General features: G+C 72.3%; 16 protein-coding genes. 7 read left to right on the top strand and 9 right to left on the bottom strand.

The window, feature by feature from the left end; translation table 11 throughout:
• Nucleotides 1-143: 143 nt before the first annotated feature.
• The 3 genes from IFU40_RS04530 to IFU40_RS04520 are packed head-to-tail and all read right to left on the bottom strand — an operon-like array spanning nt 144 to nt 3,357.
• A complete protein-coding gene (locus IFU40_RS04530; RefSeq protein WP_342343475.1) occupies nt 144-1,484 on the bottom strand; it encodes a glycosyltransferase family 2 protein in 1,341 nt (446 codons plus the stop codon).
• Entirely contained in the window at nt 1,478-2,470 is a 993-nt protein-coding gene (locus IFU40_RS04525; protein WP_191925518.1) for a glycosyltransferase, read from the bottom strand. The genes IFU40_RS04530 and IFU40_RS04525 overlap by 7 nt, the downstream gene beginning before the upstream one ends.
• Nucleotides 2,467-3,357, bottom strand: coding sequence for a WcbI family polysaccharide biosynthesis putative acetyltransferase (locus IFU40_RS04520; RefSeq protein ID WP_342343474.1), 891 nt, complete (start codon nt 3,355-3,357; stop codon nt 2,467-2,469). Before IFU40_RS04520 ends, IFU40_RS04525 begins: the two co-directional genes overlap by 4 nt.
• Nucleotides 3,358-3,465: 108 nt before the next feature.
• Here IFU40_RS04520 and IFU40_RS04515 point away from each other — a divergent pair, with 108 nt between their 5' ends.
• Genes IFU40_RS04515 through IFU40_RS04500 form a run of 4 tightly spaced genes read left to right on the top strand, consistent with a single transcriptional unit; the run spans nt 3,466 to nt 7,557 of the window.
• On the top strand, nt 3,466-4,614 hold the full coding sequence (locus tag IFU40_RS04515) for a glycosyltransferase (protein ID WP_191925516.1): 1,149 nt from the start codon (nt 3,466-3,468) through the stop codon (nt 4,612-4,614).
• Nucleotides 4,611-5,747, top strand: coding sequence for a glycosyltransferase (locus tag IFU40_RS04510; protein WP_191915577.1), 1,137 nt, complete (start codon nt 4,611-4,613; stop codon nt 5,745-5,747). Before IFU40_RS04515 ends, IFU40_RS04510 begins: the two co-directional genes overlap by 4 nt.
• The gene (locus IFU40_RS04505; protein ID WP_191925515.1) at nt 5,744-6,748 is read left to right on the top strand and encodes a hypothetical protein; all 1,005 of its coding nucleotides are present in this window, start codon (nt 5,744-5,746) and stop codon (nt 6,746-6,748) included. The genes IFU40_RS04510 and IFU40_RS04505 overlap by 4 nt, the downstream gene beginning before the upstream one ends.
• Nucleotides 6,745-7,557, top strand: a complete 813-nt coding sequence (locus tag IFU40_RS04500) for a glycosyltransferase family 2 protein (RefSeq protein ID WP_191925514.1) — start codon at nt 6,745-6,747, stop codon at nt 7,555-7,557. The genes IFU40_RS04505 and IFU40_RS04500 overlap by 4 nt, the downstream gene beginning before the upstream one ends.
• A 337-nt stretch (nt 7,558-7,894) precedes the next feature.
• Here IFU40_RS04500 and IFU40_RS04495 read toward each other — a convergent pair whose 3' ends face one another.
• Genes IFU40_RS04495 through IFU40_RS04480 form a run of 4 tightly spaced genes read right to left on the bottom strand, consistent with a single transcriptional unit; the run spans nt 7,895 to nt 12,696 of the window.
• Nucleotides 7,895-9,577, bottom strand: coding sequence for an alpha-amylase family glycosyl hydrolase (locus IFU40_RS04495; protein WP_191925513.1), 1,683 nt, complete (start codon nt 9,575-9,577; stop codon nt 7,895-7,897).
• Between the two features lie 43 nt (nt 9,578-9,620).
• Entirely contained in the window at nt 9,621-10,538 is a 918-nt protein-coding gene (locus IFU40_RS04490) for a carbohydrate ABC transporter permease (protein ID WP_191915573.1), read from the bottom strand.
• A complete protein-coding gene (locus IFU40_RS04485) occupies nt 10,535-11,449 on the bottom strand; it encodes a carbohydrate ABC transporter permease (protein ID WP_191915572.1) in 915 nt (304 codons plus the stop codon). Before IFU40_RS04485 ends, IFU40_RS04490 begins: the two co-directional genes overlap by 4 nt.
• Nucleotides 11,446-12,696: an ABC transporter substrate-binding protein gene (locus tag IFU40_RS04480; protein ID WP_194716851.1), complete on the bottom strand. Its 1,251-nt coding sequence runs from the start codon at nt 12,694-12,696 to the stop codon at nt 11,446-11,448. Before IFU40_RS04480 ends, IFU40_RS04485 begins: the two co-directional genes overlap by 4 nt.
• A 176-nt stretch (nt 12,697-12,872) precedes the next feature.
• Between IFU40_RS04480 and IFU40_RS04475 the strand changes: the two genes are divergently transcribed.
• Together IFU40_RS04475 and IFU40_RS04470 are read left to right on the top strand one after the other, a co-directional pair.
• Nucleotides 12,873-14,099 (top strand): ROK family protein, encoded by a 1,227-nt coding sequence (locus IFU40_RS04475; protein ID WP_191925512.1) that lies wholly within the window; start codon nt 12,873-12,875, stop codon nt 14,097-14,099.
• Between the two features lie 157 nt (nt 14,100-14,256).
• The gene (locus IFU40_RS04470) at nt 14,257-15,546 is read left to right on the top strand and encodes an alpha-amylase family glycosyl hydrolase (protein ID WP_191925511.1); all 1,290 of its coding nucleotides are present in this window, start codon (nt 14,257-14,259) and stop codon (nt 15,544-15,546) included.
• A 155-nt stretch (nt 15,547-15,701) separates the two neighbouring features.
• Here IFU40_RS04470 and IFU40_RS04465 read toward each other — a convergent pair whose 3' ends face one another.
• Together IFU40_RS04465 and IFU40_RS04460 are read right to left on the bottom strand one after the other, a co-directional pair.
• Nucleotides 15,702-16,352 (bottom strand): response regulator, encoded by a 651-nt coding sequence (locus IFU40_RS04465; protein ID WP_191925510.1) that lies wholly within the window; start codon nt 16,350-16,352, stop codon nt 15,702-15,704.
• Nucleotides 16,349-17,962, bottom strand: coding sequence for a sensor histidine kinase (locus IFU40_RS04460; RefSeq protein ID WP_191925509.1), 1,614 nt, complete (start codon nt 17,960-17,962; stop codon nt 16,349-16,351). Before IFU40_RS04460 ends, IFU40_RS04465 begins: the two co-directional genes overlap by 4 nt.
• A gap of 157 nt (nt 17,963-18,119) precedes the next feature.
• On the opposite strand from IFU40_RS04460, the gene IFU40_RS04455 reads away from it, so the two are divergent.
• On the top strand, nt 18,120-19,646 hold the full coding sequence (locus tag IFU40_RS04455; RefSeq protein WP_055940633.1) for a CitMHS family transporter: 1,527 nt from the start codon (nt 18,120-18,122) through the stop codon (nt 19,644-19,646).
• Nucleotides 19,647-19,793 lie beyond the last annotated feature (147 nt).

Below are 19,793 nucleotides of genomic sequence, written 5' to 3'. Positions count from 1 at the left end.
CTGCGGGGCCTTTCGGCCGCTCCGCTCTCCCCTGTGGGGCGAACAAGTAAAAGATTACGTGCGACACCCCGACTCGGCCAATCCAGCCACATCCCGGGCGTGTCGCACCCCCACACCCCCGGAAACACGCGGGTGTGGGCCGATCAGACGAAGCGGTCGACGCCGCCCCACCCGCCGACCCACGCCTCGAGGTGGGGCTCGTCTCTCGTCGGATGTACTCCGTCAGCCACCCGGGTGTCTCGGCGGAAGGCCGCCGACGCTCCCCATCGGTGTGTGCGCCGGCACGACCGACGCGACTCCGCGAGTCCGAATCGAATGCCTTTGGCGGTGACCAGGTCGAGCGAGCCGATCTCCCCGTGATCGAGCGATGCCACCGCGTCGATGAGGGTGGTGGCATCCAGGATCACCACCGCCCGGGTTAGGTGCAGGGTGATCCGCGCGTCCGGGGTGGAGGCGTCACCGGAGAGGAGCACGCGGGGATCGGCCGTCCATGCGTGCTCGCGCAGGGAAGAATCCACCGCCACGGACGCCTGCGGGAACGCCGCGAGGACGGAATCGACGCAGAGGAAGGCCGCCGACGGGGTGACCGCATCGGGCAGACGGACGAGGAGGTCGGGCACCGCGGGGAGAAGACCCCTCCCCCGTGACCCCCGCACCGGGATCTTCGCGGCGAGGACCTGCGTCTGGCGATTGCCCTCGGCCGCGCGGTCGCGGTCGTCGCGTGCGGCCCAGTCGGGACCGTCGTGCCAGGCCACGGCCTCCGGGATGTGTGCGAGCACTGCGCCGGCCTGCCAAGCACGATGCGCCCACTCCCAGTCCTCGCCGCCATAGGAGGAGAACGACTCATCGAATCCCCCGATCTCGTCGAAGAACGCGCGGGAACACGCGGCGACCGCGCTGATGACATACCGGTAGGAACGGTCGTCGGCGTGAAGGAGGTTCGCGCTGCGCGCATACGCCTCGACGAGCCACTCGGGTTCGGTCAGCTCCCGCGGCGGGGCGACCTCGGCGATCGGGAGGCCGGCGGGCACTTCGGACAGGTCGGCGTGACGACGGCGTCCGACGGTCACCGCGTCGGGGAGCAGAGCCGGGAGGCGCGACATCCGTCGGATGTACTCGGGCTCGGGCGTCGTGTCGGCGTCGAGGAAGCAGAGGACCTCACCCGTGGCGGCCGCGGCCCCCAGGTTGCGTGCGGCCGCGGCACGGAAACCCCGATCGTCCTGGCGGACGAGCCGAACGCCGCGGGGGACGACGGGCGACTCGGGCGAGCCGTCGTCGGCCACGATGATCTCGAGCCGGTCGGCGGGGTGGTCCTGCTGCTGCAGCGCCGCGAGGGTGCGGGCCAACTCCTGCGGCTGCGCGTAGTGCGTGACGATCACGCTGACCCGCGGCGGATCCGGCTCGCGATGCGACACCAGGTCCCACCGGTTGCCCGGAACCCACGGCATCCGATCGTTCCATCCGCCGTCGTCCGCGTTCACCACGACACGTCCGCCCACCAACGGCGGTAGGCCCGCGCGGCATCGGCGCGGCCGAACGGGACCGGGTGGACGCCGTGCCAGGTGCGGCCGGCATCGGCGCGCGCGGCCGCGACGGCCGAAGCGAGCTGCTCGGGCTCGACGACGTCGAGCGTTCCGGGCCGGAGGGCGGCCATCTCGTCGACGTAGCGGTTGCGCACGGCGACCGGCCGGCGGCCCCACCCGATCCACGATGCGAGAGACCCCGACGCCGACACGTGACGGTGCGCGATCACCGGGACCGCGACCCGCCGCGCCCGCGCGATCATGTCGGCGTCGTCGAGCCACCCGGTCACCTCGACGGTGACGCCGGCGGCGGCCGCGCCGCGGACGAACGCGTCGAGGTCGGCCGCGTGGCCCTCGGACGCGCGCCCGAGCACGCTCAACCGCGTCAAGCCCGAGGCGGCGGCCGCGGCGAGTGCCTCGTCGTGCCCCTTGCCGGGGTAGAAGTAGCCGAGGACGCCGACCGCGTCGTCGGAGGGAGCGGAGACCGAGGGCGGAACGCTCGCGACGGGGAGCGGAACGACCGTCACCGGGCCGTTCCACACCCCCTCTTCCCGCAGGAGCTCCCGCTCGTGCGCGCTGTTGACGGCGACGGCGCGCGCCGCCTCGCTCACGGAGCGGTAGAACGCCCGACGCCGGGGGCGGTTGCGTTCCCCGTCGGAGGCCTGCGGCACGTCGTGCAGCGTCGCGGTCAGCGGATGCCGTCGGGCCAGCGCCTCGACGGTGCGCGTGGCCTCTTCGGGTGAGGAGCCCCAGAGCCGATCGGTGATGTGCGCGTGCACGGGCGTGCCCGGGGGAAGGGATGCCGCCTCGTCGGGCGTGATAACCCGCACCCCGGGGGCGCCGCTCACGACCTCGGCGGCCATCTCGCGCGCGTACACGGCGACGCCGTGCGGCCCCGGGTGGGCGAGCAGCACCGGGAGGGTGGCATCCGGGATCGACGTCGTCATGCGGCCTCCGCCCACGTGCGCAGCAGCGGAGCCAGACGTTCCGCGACGGCGGCGAGCAGTTCGGGGCGCTCGGCGTAGTACGCGAGATGCGCCTCGCGCACGAGAGCGGCCGGCACCGTCTCGCCGTCGACGATCCAATCGGGCCGGGGCGCGGTGTCGAGATCCCACGCGTCGACGACCCACCTCTCGAGCGGCGCACGGACGGCGGCGAGGATCGGGCGGCCCGGGTCGACCACCCGGCCGGGCGCCCCGAGGGCGGCGACGATGCGCTCCCCCAGGGGGAGGAAGAGCGCGTTGCCGGGATGATTCACCGTGCGAGCGAGATCGTCGACCACCGGAGCGAAGAGATCGGATGCCGCGACGTCGAGCCCCCGGGCCTCGCGGCGCCGCAGTTCCGCGATCGAGGCGTCGGCGATCGCGCGGACCGTCTCGGCCGGCACGCTCGAGGCGACCGGAGCGCCCAGCGCCTCGGCGACGATCCGGACGTCGTGGTACGCGACGAGCGGCGGATCTTCGGGGAAGTCGGGGAGGCGCAGAACAGCCTGGAACGGGTGCAGTCCGGCGAAGCGCACGGCCGGGACCGTGACGGTGCGGGCCGCGGCGGGAAGAGCGGCGCGCAACTGGGCGGTACCCAGCGGAAGGCCGCGGTAGTCGTCGCGGATCGGCTGCGCGACCAGGAACGCGGCATCGGCGAGGAGGACGTGCAGGCGCCGGGCATCGTCGGCGGTGAGCTCGTGCACCGCGGGGACGCGCACGGCGGGAAGAACCTCGGACGAGATCACCAGCCGCAGTGACTCCGCCTGGCAATTGCCCACCACCAGGCCGAAACCGTCGGCCGGGGCCTTCTCGCCGTAGAACTCGGCGTAGTGGCGACGGCGCGCTATCACCGCGTCGCCGTGGTCCGCAAGGCTTCGCAGTCGCGCCCTCTCACCACCCATGATGTGAAGGTATCCGTCGGTGTCATCGTCGTCCCAACCGCCCCGTTGCATTGCGATGTGCCTGGCGATGCGGTACGCGCACCGTCACGCACGCAAGCACGAGGAGAACACGAGATCGTCGTCACCACCGTCCCCCCGGTCCGGGTCGCGGCCGTCCCCTCGGCCCACCCCTATGTCGCCGCCATCACCGACCGCGACCACGTGACGCTGCTGTCGGACCCGCCGCCGCCGGGAGCCCCCGCCGGCCAATGGTGGCCGCCGCAGGTGCTGCTGCCCTCGTGGCTCGAAGCGCACGCCGACGACTTCGACCTGGTGCACCTGCACTTCGGCATCGAGTCGTACAGCCCGGACGAACTGCGCGCGACGGTCGAGACGCTCCGGCGGATCGGGCGACCCCTCGTCTACACGGTGCACGACCTCGAGAACCCGCAGCTGAGCGAGCAGGACGCGCACCGGGCGTCGCTCGTCGTTCTCGCCGCGGGCGCCGACGCCCTCGTCACCCTCACCGACACGGCCGACGCCGAGGTGCGCGGGATCGTCCACCGACCGACGACGGTGATCGCCCACCCCACGCTGCTCGGCGACGCACCACGCCCCACCGGTCACGTCCACGATGTCGCCCGCATCGGGGTGCACCTGCGCGATCTCCGCCCCAACATCGACGGGGTGGGGACCACCGCGACCCTCGTCCGCGCCGTCGCCGCCCTGCGCGCGCAGGGTGCGCGCATCGAAGCCGTCGTGCGGATGAACGAGCGGGTGCGCGACGCCGAGGCGGCGGCATCCATCGACCTCCTCGTCCGTGACGCCGACGGTGTCAGCGTCGAGCGCGGAGCCCGTCTCGACGACGACGCCCTCGCCGAGTGGCTCGCCGACCTCGACGCGTGCGTGCTGCCGTATCGGCACGGCACCCAGTCGGGCTGGGCGGAGCTCTGCTACGACCTCGCCGTTCCGGTCGTCGGCACCCGCATCGGCCACATCGCCGCCCAGCATCCCGGCGACTTCCACGCCTTCGACGTCGGCGACCCGCTCTCGCTCGCACGCGCGATGGTGGAGGCCACGGCTCCGGCCTGGTCGACGCCGGGATCGACGCCGCGCACGGCCGAGGTGGACCGGCGACGGGCCGAACGTCTTGCGGAACGGAGCGAGGTGCGTGCCGCGCACGTCGCCGTGTACCGCCACGCACTCGACACGGAGGTGGCCGCATGATCCGCGGCGCACGGTCGCTGCGGGTGCTCGTCGTCGCCCCGTCGCGCTACCCCCTGCGTCAGCCGCACGCCGGCGGACTGGAGGCGTGCGTCTGGGACCGCGTGCGCTGGCTGCGCGCGCGCGGGCACGAGGTGACCCTGTGCGCCGCCGAGGGCTCGGACTTCCTCGGTGACACGCCGGAGTTCTCTCTGCCCGCTCCCGCCTGGACGCGGCCGGAGGCGGCATCCGACACCGAGTACCCGCACGGGTATGCGGCGGCCGTCGACACCGCCTTCGATGCGGCCCGCGACCGCCTCATCGCCGACCGCCACCTGTACGACGTCGTGGACAACCACAGCCTGCATCCCGCGCCCATCCGGTGGAGCCGCGAGGCGGACATCCCGGTCGTCACGACCCTGCACACGCCGCCCCTGGAACACATGCTGGAGGCCGCGGCCGACGTGCGCGACAGCCCGCACCGTTTCATCGCCGTGAGCCAGGCGACCGCGCGCGCGTGGTCGGTCGAGGGGGTCGACGCCTTCGTCTTCCCCAACGGCATCGACACCGACCAGTGGACGCGTGGCGCCGGCGGACCGTCGTGGGTCTGGTCGGGGCGCGTCGTGCCCGAGAAGGCACCGCACCTGGCCATCGAGGCCGCCCGCTCGGCGAACGCCCACATCGTGCTCGCCGGCCGGATCGGCGACGTCGACTACTTCGAGCAGGAAGTCGTGCCCCGGCTCGGCGTGCACGCGCGCTACGTGGGCCCGCTGCATCAGCCCGACCTCTGCCGCCTCGTCGGATCGTCGGCCGTCGCCCTGGTCACGCCCATGTGGGAGGAGCCCTTCGGCCTCGTCATCGCCGAAGCGCTCGCCACCGGCACCCCCGTCGCGGCCTTCGACATCGGCGGGGTCTCCGAGGTGCTCGCGGGCATGCCCGGATCGGCGACGGTCATGCCCGGCGACGTCGTCGCGTTGGGCAAGGCCGCGGCCGAGCTCGCCGCACAGGGCGCGCGCGAACCCCTCACGCGCGTCTGGACCCGCCGGGCGGCCGTGCGACAGCACTCGCTCACGGAGCGCTACCGCGAAGTGGAGCGGGTGCTCACCCACACCGCTCAGCCCGTCGCCGCGCGACGCGTGCCGGCGGTGTCGCGGTGATCGGCTGGTACGTCCACCACCACGGCTTCGGCCACGTCGCGCGTTTCCTCGCCGTGCACCCGCACCTGCGGACCCCCGTCGTGGCGTTCTCGTCGCTCGCCCGTCCCGCCGGACTCGCCCCCGAGACCCAGTGGATCGTGCTCCCGCCGGACGCCGACGTGGTCGAGGCCGCCGACGGCACGGTGCTCGACCCGCGCGAGGCGGAACCGACCGCCCGGGGGAAGCTGCACTGGGCACCCCACGGGCACCAGGGACACCGCGCACGACTGGCCATGATCGCCTCCGCGGCGGTCGACCTCGATCTCGACGTCTTCGTCGTCGACGTCAGCGCGGAGGTCGTGGCTCTCGCGCGACTTTTGGGGCTCCGCACCGTCGCGGTGACCCAGCCCGGCGCGCGCACCGACGCGCCCCACGCCCTCGCCTACGCCCTGGCCGATCGCATCGTGGCCCCCTGGGCGCACGGCGCGGTGCCGACCCCCGCCCTCGCCGAGCACGGCGACCGCGTGGTGTGGACCGGGGGCATCTCGCGCTACGACGGACGCACCCCGCCGGAGCCCGCGACCGAGCGATCGGTGCTGCTGCTCGGCCGGGTGCTCGAGCCGGAGGTCCGCGACGAGGCCACCGCACGTCTTTCCGCCCGCGGCTGGCGGGTCACCGCGATCGGGCACGACGAGGCCTCCCGCGTCGACGACCCCTGGCCGTTGCTGGCCGGCAGCACGGTGGTCGTGAGCGCCGCGGGCCAGAACAGCGTCGCCGACCTCGCGGCATCCGGAGCCCGCGCCGTCGTCATCGCGCAGGACCGCCCCTTCGACGAGCAGCGGGCGACCGCCGACGCCCTCGCCCGCTGGGGCCTCGCGCAGCGGGCGGACGACACCGTTTCGGCCTCCGACCTGGTCGATCTGGTCGAGCGGGCCGCCTCGACCGAACCGGACTGGTCGCGCTGGCAGGTCGCGGGCGCGGCCCACCGCATGGCCGCCGCCCTCGAGGCGGTGCGGCCGTGAGGACGGCGCTCATCACGGTCGCCTCAGCGGCGCGGCGCGAACACCTCGAGCGCCAGCGCCGCGTGATCGCCGAACTCGCCGACGACATCGTGCGCGTCGAGGCGTGGCTGGACGAGACGCCCCCGGACGGTGTCGCGGAGGCGGGGACGCTCACCATGCTCGTGCCCCCGGGGCCGCACGGACTGCGGGTGGGCGAGGGGCGGAACCGCGCGGCGGACGCGGCGATCGCCGCGGGCGCCGAGCTGCTGGTGTTCCTCGACGTGGACTGCCTGCCCGGGCCCGACCTGCTGTCCGCCTACCGCGCCGCCACCCGCGCGCACCCCGACGCGGTGCTCTGCGGAGCGGTGACCTACCTGTCGAGCGTGCAACGGCCGGAGAACCTCGACGACCTGCCCCTTCTCACCCGCCCGCACCGCGCCCGCCCGGCGCTCGGACCCGGCGAGACGCGGCGGGCCACCGACCGGGATTACGACCTGTTCTGGTCGCTGTCGTTCGCCGTGACCCCGGCGACATGGGACCGCATCGGCGGCTTCCACCCCGGGTACGAGGGGTACGGGGCCGAAGACACCGACCTCGCCTGGTCGGCTCGTGCTGCGGGCGTCGAGATGCAGTGGGTCGGCGGGGCGGACGCGTACCACCAGTGGCATCCGGTCTCTTCTCCCCCGTGGCAGCACCTCGACGACATCCTGCGCAACGGGGGCACGTTCTTCGAGCGGTGGGGAGCGTGGCCGATGGGGGGATGGCTCGACGCCTTCGCCACGGCCGGGGCCATCGAGCGCCGCGGCGACGGCTGGGTGCGCGTGCGCTGAGCCGGGGGGGGGGACGGCGTTGAGTGTCCGAGACACGCCGCCATCGTGCGGCGCTCTACGGCGTGTTTTGGACACTCAACGGGTGTTTCGTCGACGCGGCGGGCGGGCGGACGACGGGCGTGCGGCCGTCGCGGGGCGGAGGGCGTGTGGCCGACGCGTGGTGGCGGGCGTGTGGCCAGCGCAGGGTGGTGCGCGTGCGCTGAGCCGTTGAGTGTCCGAGACACGCCGCCATCGTGCGGCGCGCTACGGCGTGTTTTGGACACTCAACGGGTATCCGCGGCGCGGGGCGGAGGGCGCGGGAAAGCCCCGGCGCGGACGCCGGGGCTTTCGGGGCGGGTCAGGCGCCGCGGAGCCAGACCGTGGTCTCACCGGGCAGCGTGTCGCCGTCGAGCGCGACGCTGGCGAGCAGCACCTCGCCCGCGGGCAGCGCCGCGGGCTCGGTGCCAAAGTTCGTCACGACCGTCCAGCCGTTCGGGCGGGCGAACGCCACCACGTCGTCGCGACCCGTCTCGATCCACTCCATCTGCTCGTCGGTCTGCAGCTCGTGCCGCAGGTCGAGCGCGCGGCGGTAGAGCGACAGCGTCGAGGCCGGGTCGCCGTCCTGCAGGTCGACCGCGTACGTGCCGAACCACTCCGGCTGCGGAAGGTGCGCGCCCGCCGAACCGAAGCCGAACGCCGGACCGTGCTCGGTCCAGGGCAGGGGCACGCGGCATCCGTCACGGCCCTGATCGACGCCGGGGCTGCGGAAGAACGTCGGATCCTGACGGTCGGCGTCGGGGATCTCGGCGACCTCGTGCAAGCCCAGCTCCTCGCCCTGGTACAGGTACGCCGACCCGGGAAGGCCCAGCACGAAGGCCGCGGCGGCGCGGGCGCGGCGCTCCCCGCGGCGCGAGTCGAGAGCCGGGGACTGCCCGCCGGAGAGCAACCACTCGTTGCCGTGCTTGAGGGTCGGGCGCCCCTCGGCGTCGCGCTCGGCGTCGGGGAGTCCGTACCGCGTGGCGTGGCGGACGACGTCGTGGTTCGACAGCACCCACGTGGTCGATGAGCCCGACTCCGCGGCCAGCGCGAGGTTGTCGGCGACGATGCGCCGGAACTGCGCGGGGTCGAAGTCGGCCTCGAGAAGGTCGAAGTTGAACGCCTGGCCGAGGCTGTCGGCGCTGGCGTACAGCGGCACGCGCGAGGGGTGCACCCACGCCTCGGCGACGGCGGTGCGCGGCGGGTCGTAGGAGTTGAAGACCGCGCGCCACTCGGCGTAGACCTCGTGCACGTCGTCGCGGTCGATCATCGGGTGGGTGCCGTCGTGCGGCAGGGCCTCGAGCTCGGCGCGCGAGCGCAGGGGCTCGCTGAGGTCCTTCGTGAGCATGTGCGCCACGTCGATGCGGAACCCGTCGACCCCGCGGTCGCTCCAGAAGCGCAGCGTCGTGACGAAGTCGGCGCGCACCTCGGGGTTGACCCAGTTCAGGTCGGGCTGCGAGACGTCGAAGTTGTGCAGGTACCACTGCCCGTCGGCGACCCGCTCCCACGCCGACCCGCCGAAGAGCGACACCCAGTCGGTGGGCGGCTCGGCGCCGTCGACGCCCGACCCCTCGCGGAAGACGTAGCGCTCGCGCGCCGCCGAGCCCCGGCCCGCCGCCAGCGCCTCCTGGAACCAGGCGTGCTTGTCGGAGGTGTGGTTGGGGACGATGTCGACGACAACCCGGATGCCGTGGGCGTGCAGCTGCGCGATGAGCTCGTCCATGTCGGCCAGGGTGCCCAGTCGCGGGTCGACGTCGCGGTAGTCGGCGACGTCATACCCGCCGTCGGCGAGGTCGGAGGGGTAGAAGGGGCTCAGCCAGACGGCATCCACCCCCAGCTCGGCGAGGTACGGCACGCGCGAGGTGATGCCGCGGATGTCGCCGAGGCCGTCGCCGTCGCTGTCGGCGAAGCTGCGGGGGTACACCTGGTACACCACGGCCTGACGCCACCAGTCGGGGGCATCGGACAGCTCGCGGGTACGGGCGGAGGGGGATGCGGTCGTCACGAAGAGGGTTCCTTTCGAGGGGAGGGGAGGGGAGGGGAGGGGGTCAGCCCTTGACGGCGCCCTGGGTCACGCCCGCCATCACCCAGCGCTGGGTGAAGAGATAGGCGACGATCGCGGGGGCCATGGCCATGAGGTAGGACGCGAAGGCGACGTTGTAGTTGTTGCTGAACTGCGTCTGGAAGAGGTTCTGCCGCACCGGAAGGGTTTGCAGCGTCGGGTCGCTGATGATGAGCGAGGGCATCATGAAGTCGTTCCACGCGTAGAGGAAGGCGAAGATGCCGACCGTGGCGCTCATGGGAGCCAGCAGCGGGAAGATGAGCTGCCAGAAGGTCTGCCAGGTCGTCGCGCCGTCGATCCGCGCGCTCTCTTCGAGCTCCAGCGGGATGGAACGCAGGAACGCGGTGAACAGCAGCACGCTGAAGCTCAGCTGGAACATCGTGGCGAGGATGATCACGCCGAACGGGTTGTCGAGGCCCACCCGGCCGGTGAGCTGGATCTGCGGCAGGGCGACGACCGGGAACGGGATGAACATCGCCGCGAGCAGGTAGAAGAACGAGTACCGGAAGAGCTTGCGCTCCCAGTTGCGGGCGATCGCGTACGAGGCGAACGCCGCGAGGACGATGGTCGCCATCACCGTGCCGGCCGTGACGAGGAGCGAGATCGCGAGCCCCACGGGGAACTTCGTCAGCGTCCACGCCTGCACGAAGCCGTCGAAGCTGATCGGCGAGGGGAACGAGAACGCGTTGCCGTCGACGATCTGCGTGCCGCTCTTCAGCGCCATCGAGACGGTGACGTACAGCGGCAGCAGGACGGTGAGGGAGCAGAGCACCAGGATGGTCGTCGTCGACCAGTTGATGCGCTCCATCCCGACGCGACGGATGCGGCGCTTCTGCGGCTGGTCGGCGGGGACGGCGAGTTCGGCCTGCTCGAACGCGAGCGCGGGCTGGTTGAGAGCGGTCATGACAGGGTGTTCCTTCCCCGGGTCAGCGAGAGCTGCAGGAGCGAGATGACGATGGCCACGACGAAGAAGAGCGCCGCGTTCGCCATCTGGTACGCGTAGTCCCCGCCGTTGAAGCCGAGGATGATCGACATCGCGACGCTGCGGGTCGCGGTGCCGGGACCGCCGCCGGTGAGGCCGACGATGATGTCGTAGGCGTTCAGGAAGCCCTTGAAGCCCAGGATGATGTTGATGACGACGTACCCCGCCACCAGCGGGAGGGTGATGCGCAGCAGCTGCTGGGTCTTGCTCGCCCCGTCGAGGCCCGCGGCCTCGTAGACGTCGCCGGGCACGGACAGCAGCCCCGCGATGTAGATCAGCAGCGTTCCGGGGATCGCCTGCCACGCGGTGACGATGACGATCGCGACCCACGCGAGGTCGGGGTTCGCCAGGAGCGAGGTCTCGAGCCACGGGATGCCGAGCGAGGCTCCGGCCTCGGGCACCGAGTTGCTGAAGAGGAAGTTGAAGACGTAGGCGATGATGATGCCCGAGATCACCATCGGGATGACGAAGACCGTGCGCAGCGCCTTCTTGAAGCGGATCTGCGAGGTCAGCCCCACCGCCAGCAGGAACGCCGCGATGTTGACGACGATCACCGTCGCGACCGAGAAACCGAAGGTGAACAGGTAGCTCTGCAGGATGGCCGGGTCGCTGAAGATCGCGATGTAGTTCGTCAGCCCGGTGAAATTCCACTCGCCGAGGCCGATCGAGTCGGTGAAGCTGAAGAAGATGCCGATGATGCCCGGCACCGTGATGGCGAGGGTGAACAGCACGAGGGTCGGCAGCAGGAACAGGTAGTAGATCGGCTCGACGCGGCGGCTGCTGCGCCGAGCGGTCGTCTTCCCGCCCGTCACGATCGTGGTGGTGGTGGTCATCGCGCGTCCTCCTCGACGGCTGCGTCGGTCGTGGACGCGGGCGGCTGACGGAACGCGAGCCGCGACCAGTCCTCGTCCATGGTGCGAAGGGTGGCCTCGGGCGAGGCGCCGAAGATCATCGCCTGGGCGTAGTTGAAGGTGGGGATGGTCTTGGGCACGAGCACCGAGGCACCCTGGTAGATGCGGCCCTCGTCGTAGTACGGGATCATCCCGGCGACGCGGGGGTCGCTCGGCGACGGAGCGTCCTTGGTCGGCGCGAAGCCGAGCTGCGACTCGTTGTAGGCCTCGATGATCTCGGGCTGGTACAGGTACTCGAGGAAGTCGCGCGCGGCATCCTGGTGCCGGGAGGCCTCGGGGATGATCGCCGCGAGATCCATGTTGACGCGGACGGCGAGGTCGTCGGGGTCGTCGGTCATCGGCAGCGGGAACGTGCCGACCGCCAGATCGGGCGCGGTCTTCGCGATCTCGCCCAGCGCCCACGGGCCCTGCAGGTACATCGCGGCCTCGCCCTGGGCGAACGCGAGATTGCCGTCGCCGTAGGCCCGGCTCTCGGCATCCGGATTCGTGTAGTTCTGGGCGAGCTGCATCATGCGGTCCATCGGCTCGGTGAAGTCCTTGGCGAACGAGACCTGCGACTCGGGCCCCACCTCGGCGCCCTCCGCGGCGAGGCCGTCGAAGAAGTCGAGGACGTCGAGCGAGCCGCCGACGGAGTAGTCGTACCAGCCCTGCGCCACGGTCCAGTCGTCTTTGAAGGTGCCGTAGAACGGCGTGATGCCGTTGGCTTTCAGGGTGTCGGCGACGGCGAGGAGCTCGTCGTAGGTGGTGGGGACCGACAGGCCCAGCTGCTCGAACATCTGCGTGTTGTAGATGACGGATGCCGCCATCACCGAGTACGGGAGCGCGCTGGTGCGCCCCGCGCAGGAGCCGTACTGGTCGAGGAGCGGCTGCAGGTCGTCGCGCACGCTGGCCGCCGCCTCGGTACCGCCGAGATCACTCAGCGCGCAGCGCTGCACGAAGCGGGCGACCTCGTAGTTGTAGTTCGCCAGCATGATGTCGGGCGGGTTGCCGCGCACGAAGCTCGCCGACACGACGTCGACACCCGAGCTGTCCATCTCGACGCGCACGCGATCCTGCGAGGCGTTGTACTCGGCGACCACGTCGTTCATGAACGACAGCGCCTCGCGCTTGCTGAAGGTGAATCGAATGGTCTCGCGGCCGTCGGAGGAGCAGCCGGCCAGCATCGCCATCCCGAGCACCCCCACCGTCGCCGCGGCGACCCATCGTCGGCCCGCTCTGGTCTTCGTCGACACGTGTTCCTCCTTCGCTGCACTGCGAATATGTTGTCCCGTCGAGTAAATCTACTCGTCAAATCAATGTCGTGCAGGCAGTATTGCAGCAGAACGAAAGGGGGTCAAGAGTGTCGATGGATGCCATCACGACGACGCCGTCGCTGCGTCGCCACAACCTCGATGCGGTCCTGGGCTACGTCTGGGACGCCGACGCCTTCACCGCGAGCGACGTCATTCAGGCCGTGGGCGTGACGCGCTCCACCGCCATCGACGTGCTCGACGAGCTGACCGCCCGCGGCCTGCTCACCGAGATGCCGAACGCCCGAGCGGTGGGCGAATACTCCAAGGGCCGACCGGCCCGACGCTTCGCCTTCGACCCCGGCGCGGGCCTGGTCGTCGGCGTCGACGCCGGCCGGGGCCACCTCACCGCCACCGTGGCCGACCTGCGCGGACGAGCACTCGCCACCTCGCGGCTGACCGTCGACCCCGAGCTCGATTCGCCCGAGCGACGCCGGCGCGCGGCCGAGGCGACGGTGGACGCCGCCCTCACCCGCGCACGACGCGCGCGCACCGAGATCATCGGCCTGTGCGTCGGAGTGCCCGCCCCCGTCGCCCGCTCGGGGCGCTCCCCCGTGCACCACGACGGCTTCTGGGCGCGCATGAACCCCGACTTCATCGACAGCTTCGCCGCGTGGGCACCCGTGGTGCGCGTCGAGAACGACGCCACCCTCGCCGCCGTCGCCGAGCGCACGCACGGAGCCGCGGTCGGCAGCGACGACTTCGTCGCCCTGCTCGCCGGCGAGCGTTTCGGCGCCGGCATCAGCGTCGACGGACGCCTGCTGCGCGGCGCTCACGGCGGAGCGGGCGAGACCGTGGCGTTCGATCGCGTGGACGGGGTCGGCAGCGCCTGGGGCCTCGCACCGCGATGCGTCGACGCGGCGCGCGAGGCCCTGGCCTCGGGATCCCTCCCCCTCGACAGCGCCCTGCGCGACATCGACCCCGACACCCTCGACGCCAAGACCGTGCTCGACCTCGCCGCCGCCGGCGACGCGGGGGCCCTCGGCGTCGCCCGGGCGGTGGGCCCGGCGCTCGCCGGGGTCGCGGCGGTGTTCGGCAGCCTGTTCGACGTGGAGCGCGTGGTGGTCTCGGGCGCGATCGCCGCCGGAGCCGGACCCATCATCGACGCGGCCATCGGCGCCCTGCCCGCGTCGCTGCACCTGCCGGCCCCGCGCATCATCGCCTCGACCCTCGGGGCGGACATCGTGTCGATCGGGGCCGTGGCCGCGGCCGTGGAGACGGCCCGCACGCACGCCCTCGACCTCGACGCCTTCGCCCTGCCCGCCGATCGCGCGCGGGCGTGACGGGGAGACCCTCGGGCGAAGAGAGGGTGACGGGCCGCGGCATCCGAAGCCGACGCCGACCGCACGACGAGAGGTCGGGCGGCGGCAAGCCCCCTCGCCGGATCCGCCGCTGCGGATAGCGTCGGGACCGTCTCATCCCCGATCGAGAGGAAACCGGATGCCCGCGTGGCCCGAGCACGTCTTCTGGTGGCACGTCTACCCGCTGGGATTCGTCGGCGCTCCCATCCGCGACGACGTCGACCCGGATGCCGAACCCGCACACCGCCTCGACCGCTTCGAGCCGTGGCTCGACCACGTCATCGAGCTAGGACTGAACGGCCTGCTGCTCGGCCCGGTGTTCGCGTCGGAGACGCACGGCTACGACACCGTCGATCACTTCCGCATCGATCCCCGCCTCGGCAACGACGAGGACTTCGACCGTCTCGTGTCGGCGGCGCGGGAGCGCGGCATCCGGATCCTGCTCGACGGCGTCTTCAATCACGTCGGCCGCGGGCACCCGGCGTTCCGCGCCTTCGCCGACGGCGGCGACGACCCGGGGCTGTTCCGCGCTCGTCGCGTCGACGGCCGGGTCGAGGCCGACGTCTTCGAAGGGCACGACGCGCTCGTGGCGCTGGACCACTCCTCGGAGGCCGTGGCCGATCTCGTCGTGGAGGTCATGTGCCATTGGCTGGAGCGGGGCATCGACGGCTGGCGATTGGATGCCGCCTACGCGGTGCCCCCGGAGTTCTGGTCCCGGGTGCTCCCCCGCGTGCGCGAGCGGTTCCCCGAGGTGTGGGTCGTCGGCGAGGTCATCCACGGCGACGCCGCCGAGATCGTCCGCGCCTCGAGCATGGACGCGCTCACGCAGTACGAGTTGTGGCAGGGCGTCTGGCACGGGATCTCGGACCGCAACCTGTTCGAACTGAGCCACGCGATCGAGCGTCACGACGAGCTGCTGGCGACCTTCGTGCCGCAGACCTTCGTCGGCAACCACGACGTCACGCGCATCGCCTCGGCGGTGGGCCCCGACCTCGTGCCCCACGCCCTCGCGGTGCTGTTCACCGTCGCCGGCACGCCGTCGGTCTACGCCGGCGACGAGTTCGGGTGGACCGGGGTGAAAGAGCAACGCCTCGGGGGCGACGACGCGGTGCGGCCCGAGTTCCCCGCCGATCCGGGCGAGGTCGATGCCGACGCGCGGATCCTGCGAGCGCACCAGGCGCTCATCGCCCTGCGGCGTCGGAAGCCGTGGCTCTGGCGCGCCCACACCGACGTCATCGAGGTGACGAACACCGCCGTCGCACTGCGGACGGCCGTGGGCGACGACGCCGTGGTGGTGGCGCTGAACATCGGCGACGAGCCGGTGACCCTGCCGGTCGCCGACGGGCGGACGGTGGTCGCCGGCGAGGGCACCCCGGCCGACGGGCGGCTCGAGCTGGGCCCGCGCGGGTGGGCGGTGCTGGAGGCCTGAGTCGGCGGCATCCACCTCGTTCCCGCCGGGCATGTCCCGAAACGTGCGAGTTCGACGGGCTGGAGCTGCACGAAGTGGGACATGCGACGTGGCGACGGCGACGCAGCAGCAGCGGCGACGACGTGGCAACGACGACGCAGCGGCGACGCAGCCGCTCAGGCGCCGACGCGGAAGCGGTGCTCGGGGCGGCCCGTCGAGCCGTACCGGAGGCTCACCTGCACCAGGCCGCGCTCGGCCAGGGCCGTCAGGTGCCGCTGCGCGGTCGCACGCGAGACGCCGATGCGCTCGGCCACCTCGCTCGCCGAGGCCTCGTCGGCGCCCAGAGCCGCCAGCACGGTCTGCTCGGTCGCCGAGCGGGCGAGCGACGGCCCCTCGCGCTCCCCGCGCATCACGGATGCCGCGCGGTCGATGTCGTCCTGCGACAGCGGCCGCGAGCTGGAGAGCAGGTTGCGGTACCGGGCGTAGCGGTCGAGACGCTCGGCCAGCACGCGCGTGTCGAAGGGTTTGACGAGGAAGGCCAGCGCCCCGGCGGTGAACGCACGGCGGACGGTCGTGGCATCGGTCGCCGCGGACAGCACGAACGCGTCGACGCCGACCGAGCGCACGAGGTCGACACCGTCGCCGTCGGGCAGGTACACGTCGGCCAGCAGCAGGTCGGGCTGGTGCGAGGCGACCGCGGCGCGGGCCTCGCCGACCGTCCGCGCCGGCTCCAGGGCGACGAAGCCCGGGCGGGCCGCGACGGCGTCGCGGTGCAACCCCGCCACACGGAAGTCGTCGTCGACGACCAGGACGCGGATGTCGGTCATTCGTTCTCTCCTCGCAGGACTCCCGGCAAGCGGGCGGCCACGACGGCACCGTGGCCGTCACCACCCGGGTCGACCACCCACACCTCGCCCTCGCGACGGCGGGCGAACTCGCGCGAGAGCGGCAGCCCGATCCCGAGGCCGTGCACCGCGCTCGGGTCGTCGTCGCGCTCGCGGGGGGCGAAGACGGCATCGACGTCGGCGATGCCCCCACCCGTGTCGGTCACGGTCATCACGATGGCGTCGCCGTCGCCCAGCACGGCGACCTCGACCCCGCGCGGCGCGGGGGCCGAGGCCGCGGCGGTCACCGCGTTGTCGACGAGGTTGCCGAGCACGGCCACGACGTCTTCGACGTCGTCGACGGTGCCCCGCAGGAACGTGTCGTCGGAGACCCTCAGCGTCACCCCGCGTTCGCGTGCGGCGAGCGCCTTCGCCCCGAGGAAGGACTGCAGCATCGCGTCGCCGACGAGGTCGATCCCGGGCACCGCCCAGTCGACCGAACCGCGGTCGACGAGGTCGGCGAGGAAGGCGCGGGCCTCGGCCGTGCGCTCCGCATCCAGCAGGCCCACCGCCGCGTGCAGACGGTTGGCGTTCTCGTGCCGCTGCACGCGCAGGGCGTCGCCCATCGCGCGGACGCTGTCGAGACGCCCCGACAGCGCGGCGACGTCGGTGCGGTCGCGCAGCACCGCGACGCGGCCGAGCGTGCGCGCACCGCGGCGGACAGGGCGCACGTCGATGAAGACGACCCGGCCGCCGACGGGCAGCCCCGTGCTCGCGCCGGTGCCGGCCAGGGCGGTGGCGACGGCGGGCGCGAGGGCGAGGGCGGAGAGGGGGCGGCCGACGGCATCCGTGATCCCGAGCAGTCGTTCGGCCGCGGCGGTGCAGACCCGCACGATCCCCGCGTCGTCGAGCGCGAGCACCCCCTCGTCGGCGCCCTCGAGCACGGCGGTCTGGGTCTGCACGAGAGCGACGAGCTCCTCGGGCTGCACCCCGAGCGTCAGCCGTTCGAGCCGGCGGCGCATGAGCAGCGCGACGGCCGCGCCGATGGCGACGGCCAGCAGCACCGCGACCGCGATGCCGACGAGGAGGGCGGGGAGGTCGTCGAAGACGCTCGCGCGCTCGAACCCGACGCTCACCTCGCCGACCGGGGCACCGCCGGCGGGCGGATAGACGGGGACCTTGGCGCGGGCGGACTCCCCCAGGGTGCCGACCTCCCACGTCACGACCTCGCGGCCCGCGAGCGCGTCGCTGAAGCTCGTGCTCACCACCTCGCCGAGGCGGTCCGGATCGGGGTGGGCCAGACGGATGCCGTGATCGTCGGTGATCACGACGAACAGGCCTTCGGTGCGCGCGGTGACGTCGGCGGCGTACCGCTGGAGGACACCGTCGCGGAGGGTCGCGGCGACCGGCGTGCCGGGGTCGGCGGAGTACTCGGCGACGAGGTCGCGCACCTGGGGCGACTCGGCGACCGAACGCGCGATGTTCAGGGCCGAGGAGTCGGCCTCGGCCCTCAGCTGCTGCACGCCGAGCCACGCGAACACCGCGGTGCACACCGCGACCACGGCGACCTGCGTGGCGACCTGCACGACGAGCATCCGGGTGGCGAAACGCATACGCACCTCCGGGCTCGTGCTGCGCGAAATGCGCAGAACACACGGTACGCGCATAACCCGCCGCAATGCGAGCAAGCGCGCGCCCGGGGGCACGGCATCCGTAGTGTCGCCGGATCGAGAGCGCGAGAGCCGCGCCCGTCACGACGAAGGAGTCGCGATGACCCCCCTGATCCTTGCGGCCGAAGCGGCCGAGTACCCGGTGGCCTATACGCCCGCCGACGGGGTGCTCGTGGCCCTCGGCTTCCTCATGGTCCTGTCGTTCATGGCGCTGATCATGACGCGGCGCCTGACCCCCATGGTCGCCCTCATCGTGGTTCCCACGGTCTTCGGCCTCATCGCCGGCGCGGGCCTGGGCCTCGGCGACATGGTCATCGACGCGATCAGCACGATGGCGCCCACCGCGGCCCTGCTGATGTTCGCGATCATGTACTTCGGCATCATGATCGACGTGGGGCTCTTCGACCCGCTGATCCGCGTGATCACGCGCGTGCTGGGCGACGACCCGGCCAAGATCGTGCTCGGCACCGCGATCCTCGCCGCCGCCGTGTCGCTCGACGGCGACGGGTCGACCACCTTCATCATCACCACCTCGGCGATGCTGCCGCTGTACCTGCGGCTGGGCATGAGCCCCGTCGTGCTCACCTGCGTCGCGGGACTCATGAACGGCACGATGAACATCGTGCCGTGGGGTGGCCCGACCGTGCGCGCCGCGACCGCCCTGGGCCTGCAGCCCACCGACGTGTTCGTGCCCATGATCCCCTCGTTGATCGCGGGCCTGGTCGTCGCGCTCGCCTTCGCCTGGTTCCTCGGTCTGTCCGAGCGCAAGCGTCTCGCGGGCTCGGTCGACACCTCGAAGCTCGACGCCCCCGGTGGATTCGGTCGCCTCGGCGCTCCCAAGATCTTCCGCGGCGCGGAGCACAAGCCCGGCGCGGTCGCGTCGCTGCGCACCGGCAACATCGTCACCGTCCGCGGCGGGCGCGACGCCGTCGCCGCGACCCAGCTCGTCGACACCGCCGACACCGCGATGGCCGACACGATGCTCGATCCGAACCGCGCGACCCTGCGCCCGAAGCTCATCTGGTTCAACCTCGCGCTGACGGCCGCCGTCATGGTGCTGCTGGTGATGGACCTGTTCCCGCTCGCGTTCGTCTTCATGGTCGGAGCCGCGGTCGCCCTGATCGTCAACTTCCCCAAGCTCCGCTCGCAGGCCGATGAGATCGTCGCCCACGCGCCCAGCATCGTCGGCGTCGTGTCGATGGTGCTCGCCGCCGGCGTGCTCGTCGGCGTGCTCAACGGCACGGGCATGGTCACCGCGATGGCATCGTGGATCACCGAGGTGATCCCGACGTCGATGGGCCCGTTCCTCGCCGTCATCACGGGGGTGCTGTCGATCCCGTTCACGTTCTTCATGTCGAACGACGCGTTCTACTTCGGCATTCTGCCCGTGCTCGCCGAGAGCGCCGCGAACTACGGCATCGCCCCGGTCGAGATGGCGCGCGCCTCGATCACCGGCCAGCCCGTGCACCTGCAGAGCCCGCTGGTTCCCGCCATCCTGCTGCTCGTCTCGCTCGCCGGCGTCAACCTCGGCGACCACCACAAGAAGGTGCTGTGGCGCGCGACGATCGTCTCGCTCGTCATGCTCGGCGTCGGCGTGCTGGTGGGCGCGGTGCCGCTGCTGGGCTGAGACTGCGTGCTCGAACGAAGACCCCGGATGCCTCGGCATCCGGGGTCTTCTCGGTCGACGGCGTCAGCGCGCGAGAGGCGCCGACGACCGCACGACGAGACGGGTCGGCAGGGGGGTGCTCTCGGTCGCGGTGTCGGGCTCCTCGAC

Source organism: Microbacterium sp. CFBP 13617 (assembly GCF_014839445.1).
Classification (GTDB): domain Bacteria; phylum Actinomycetota; class Actinomycetes; order Actinomycetales; family Microbacteriaceae; genus Microbacterium.
Note: the sequence above shows the minus strand (reverse complement) of the source record. Positions and strands in the feature narration are given on the sequence as shown.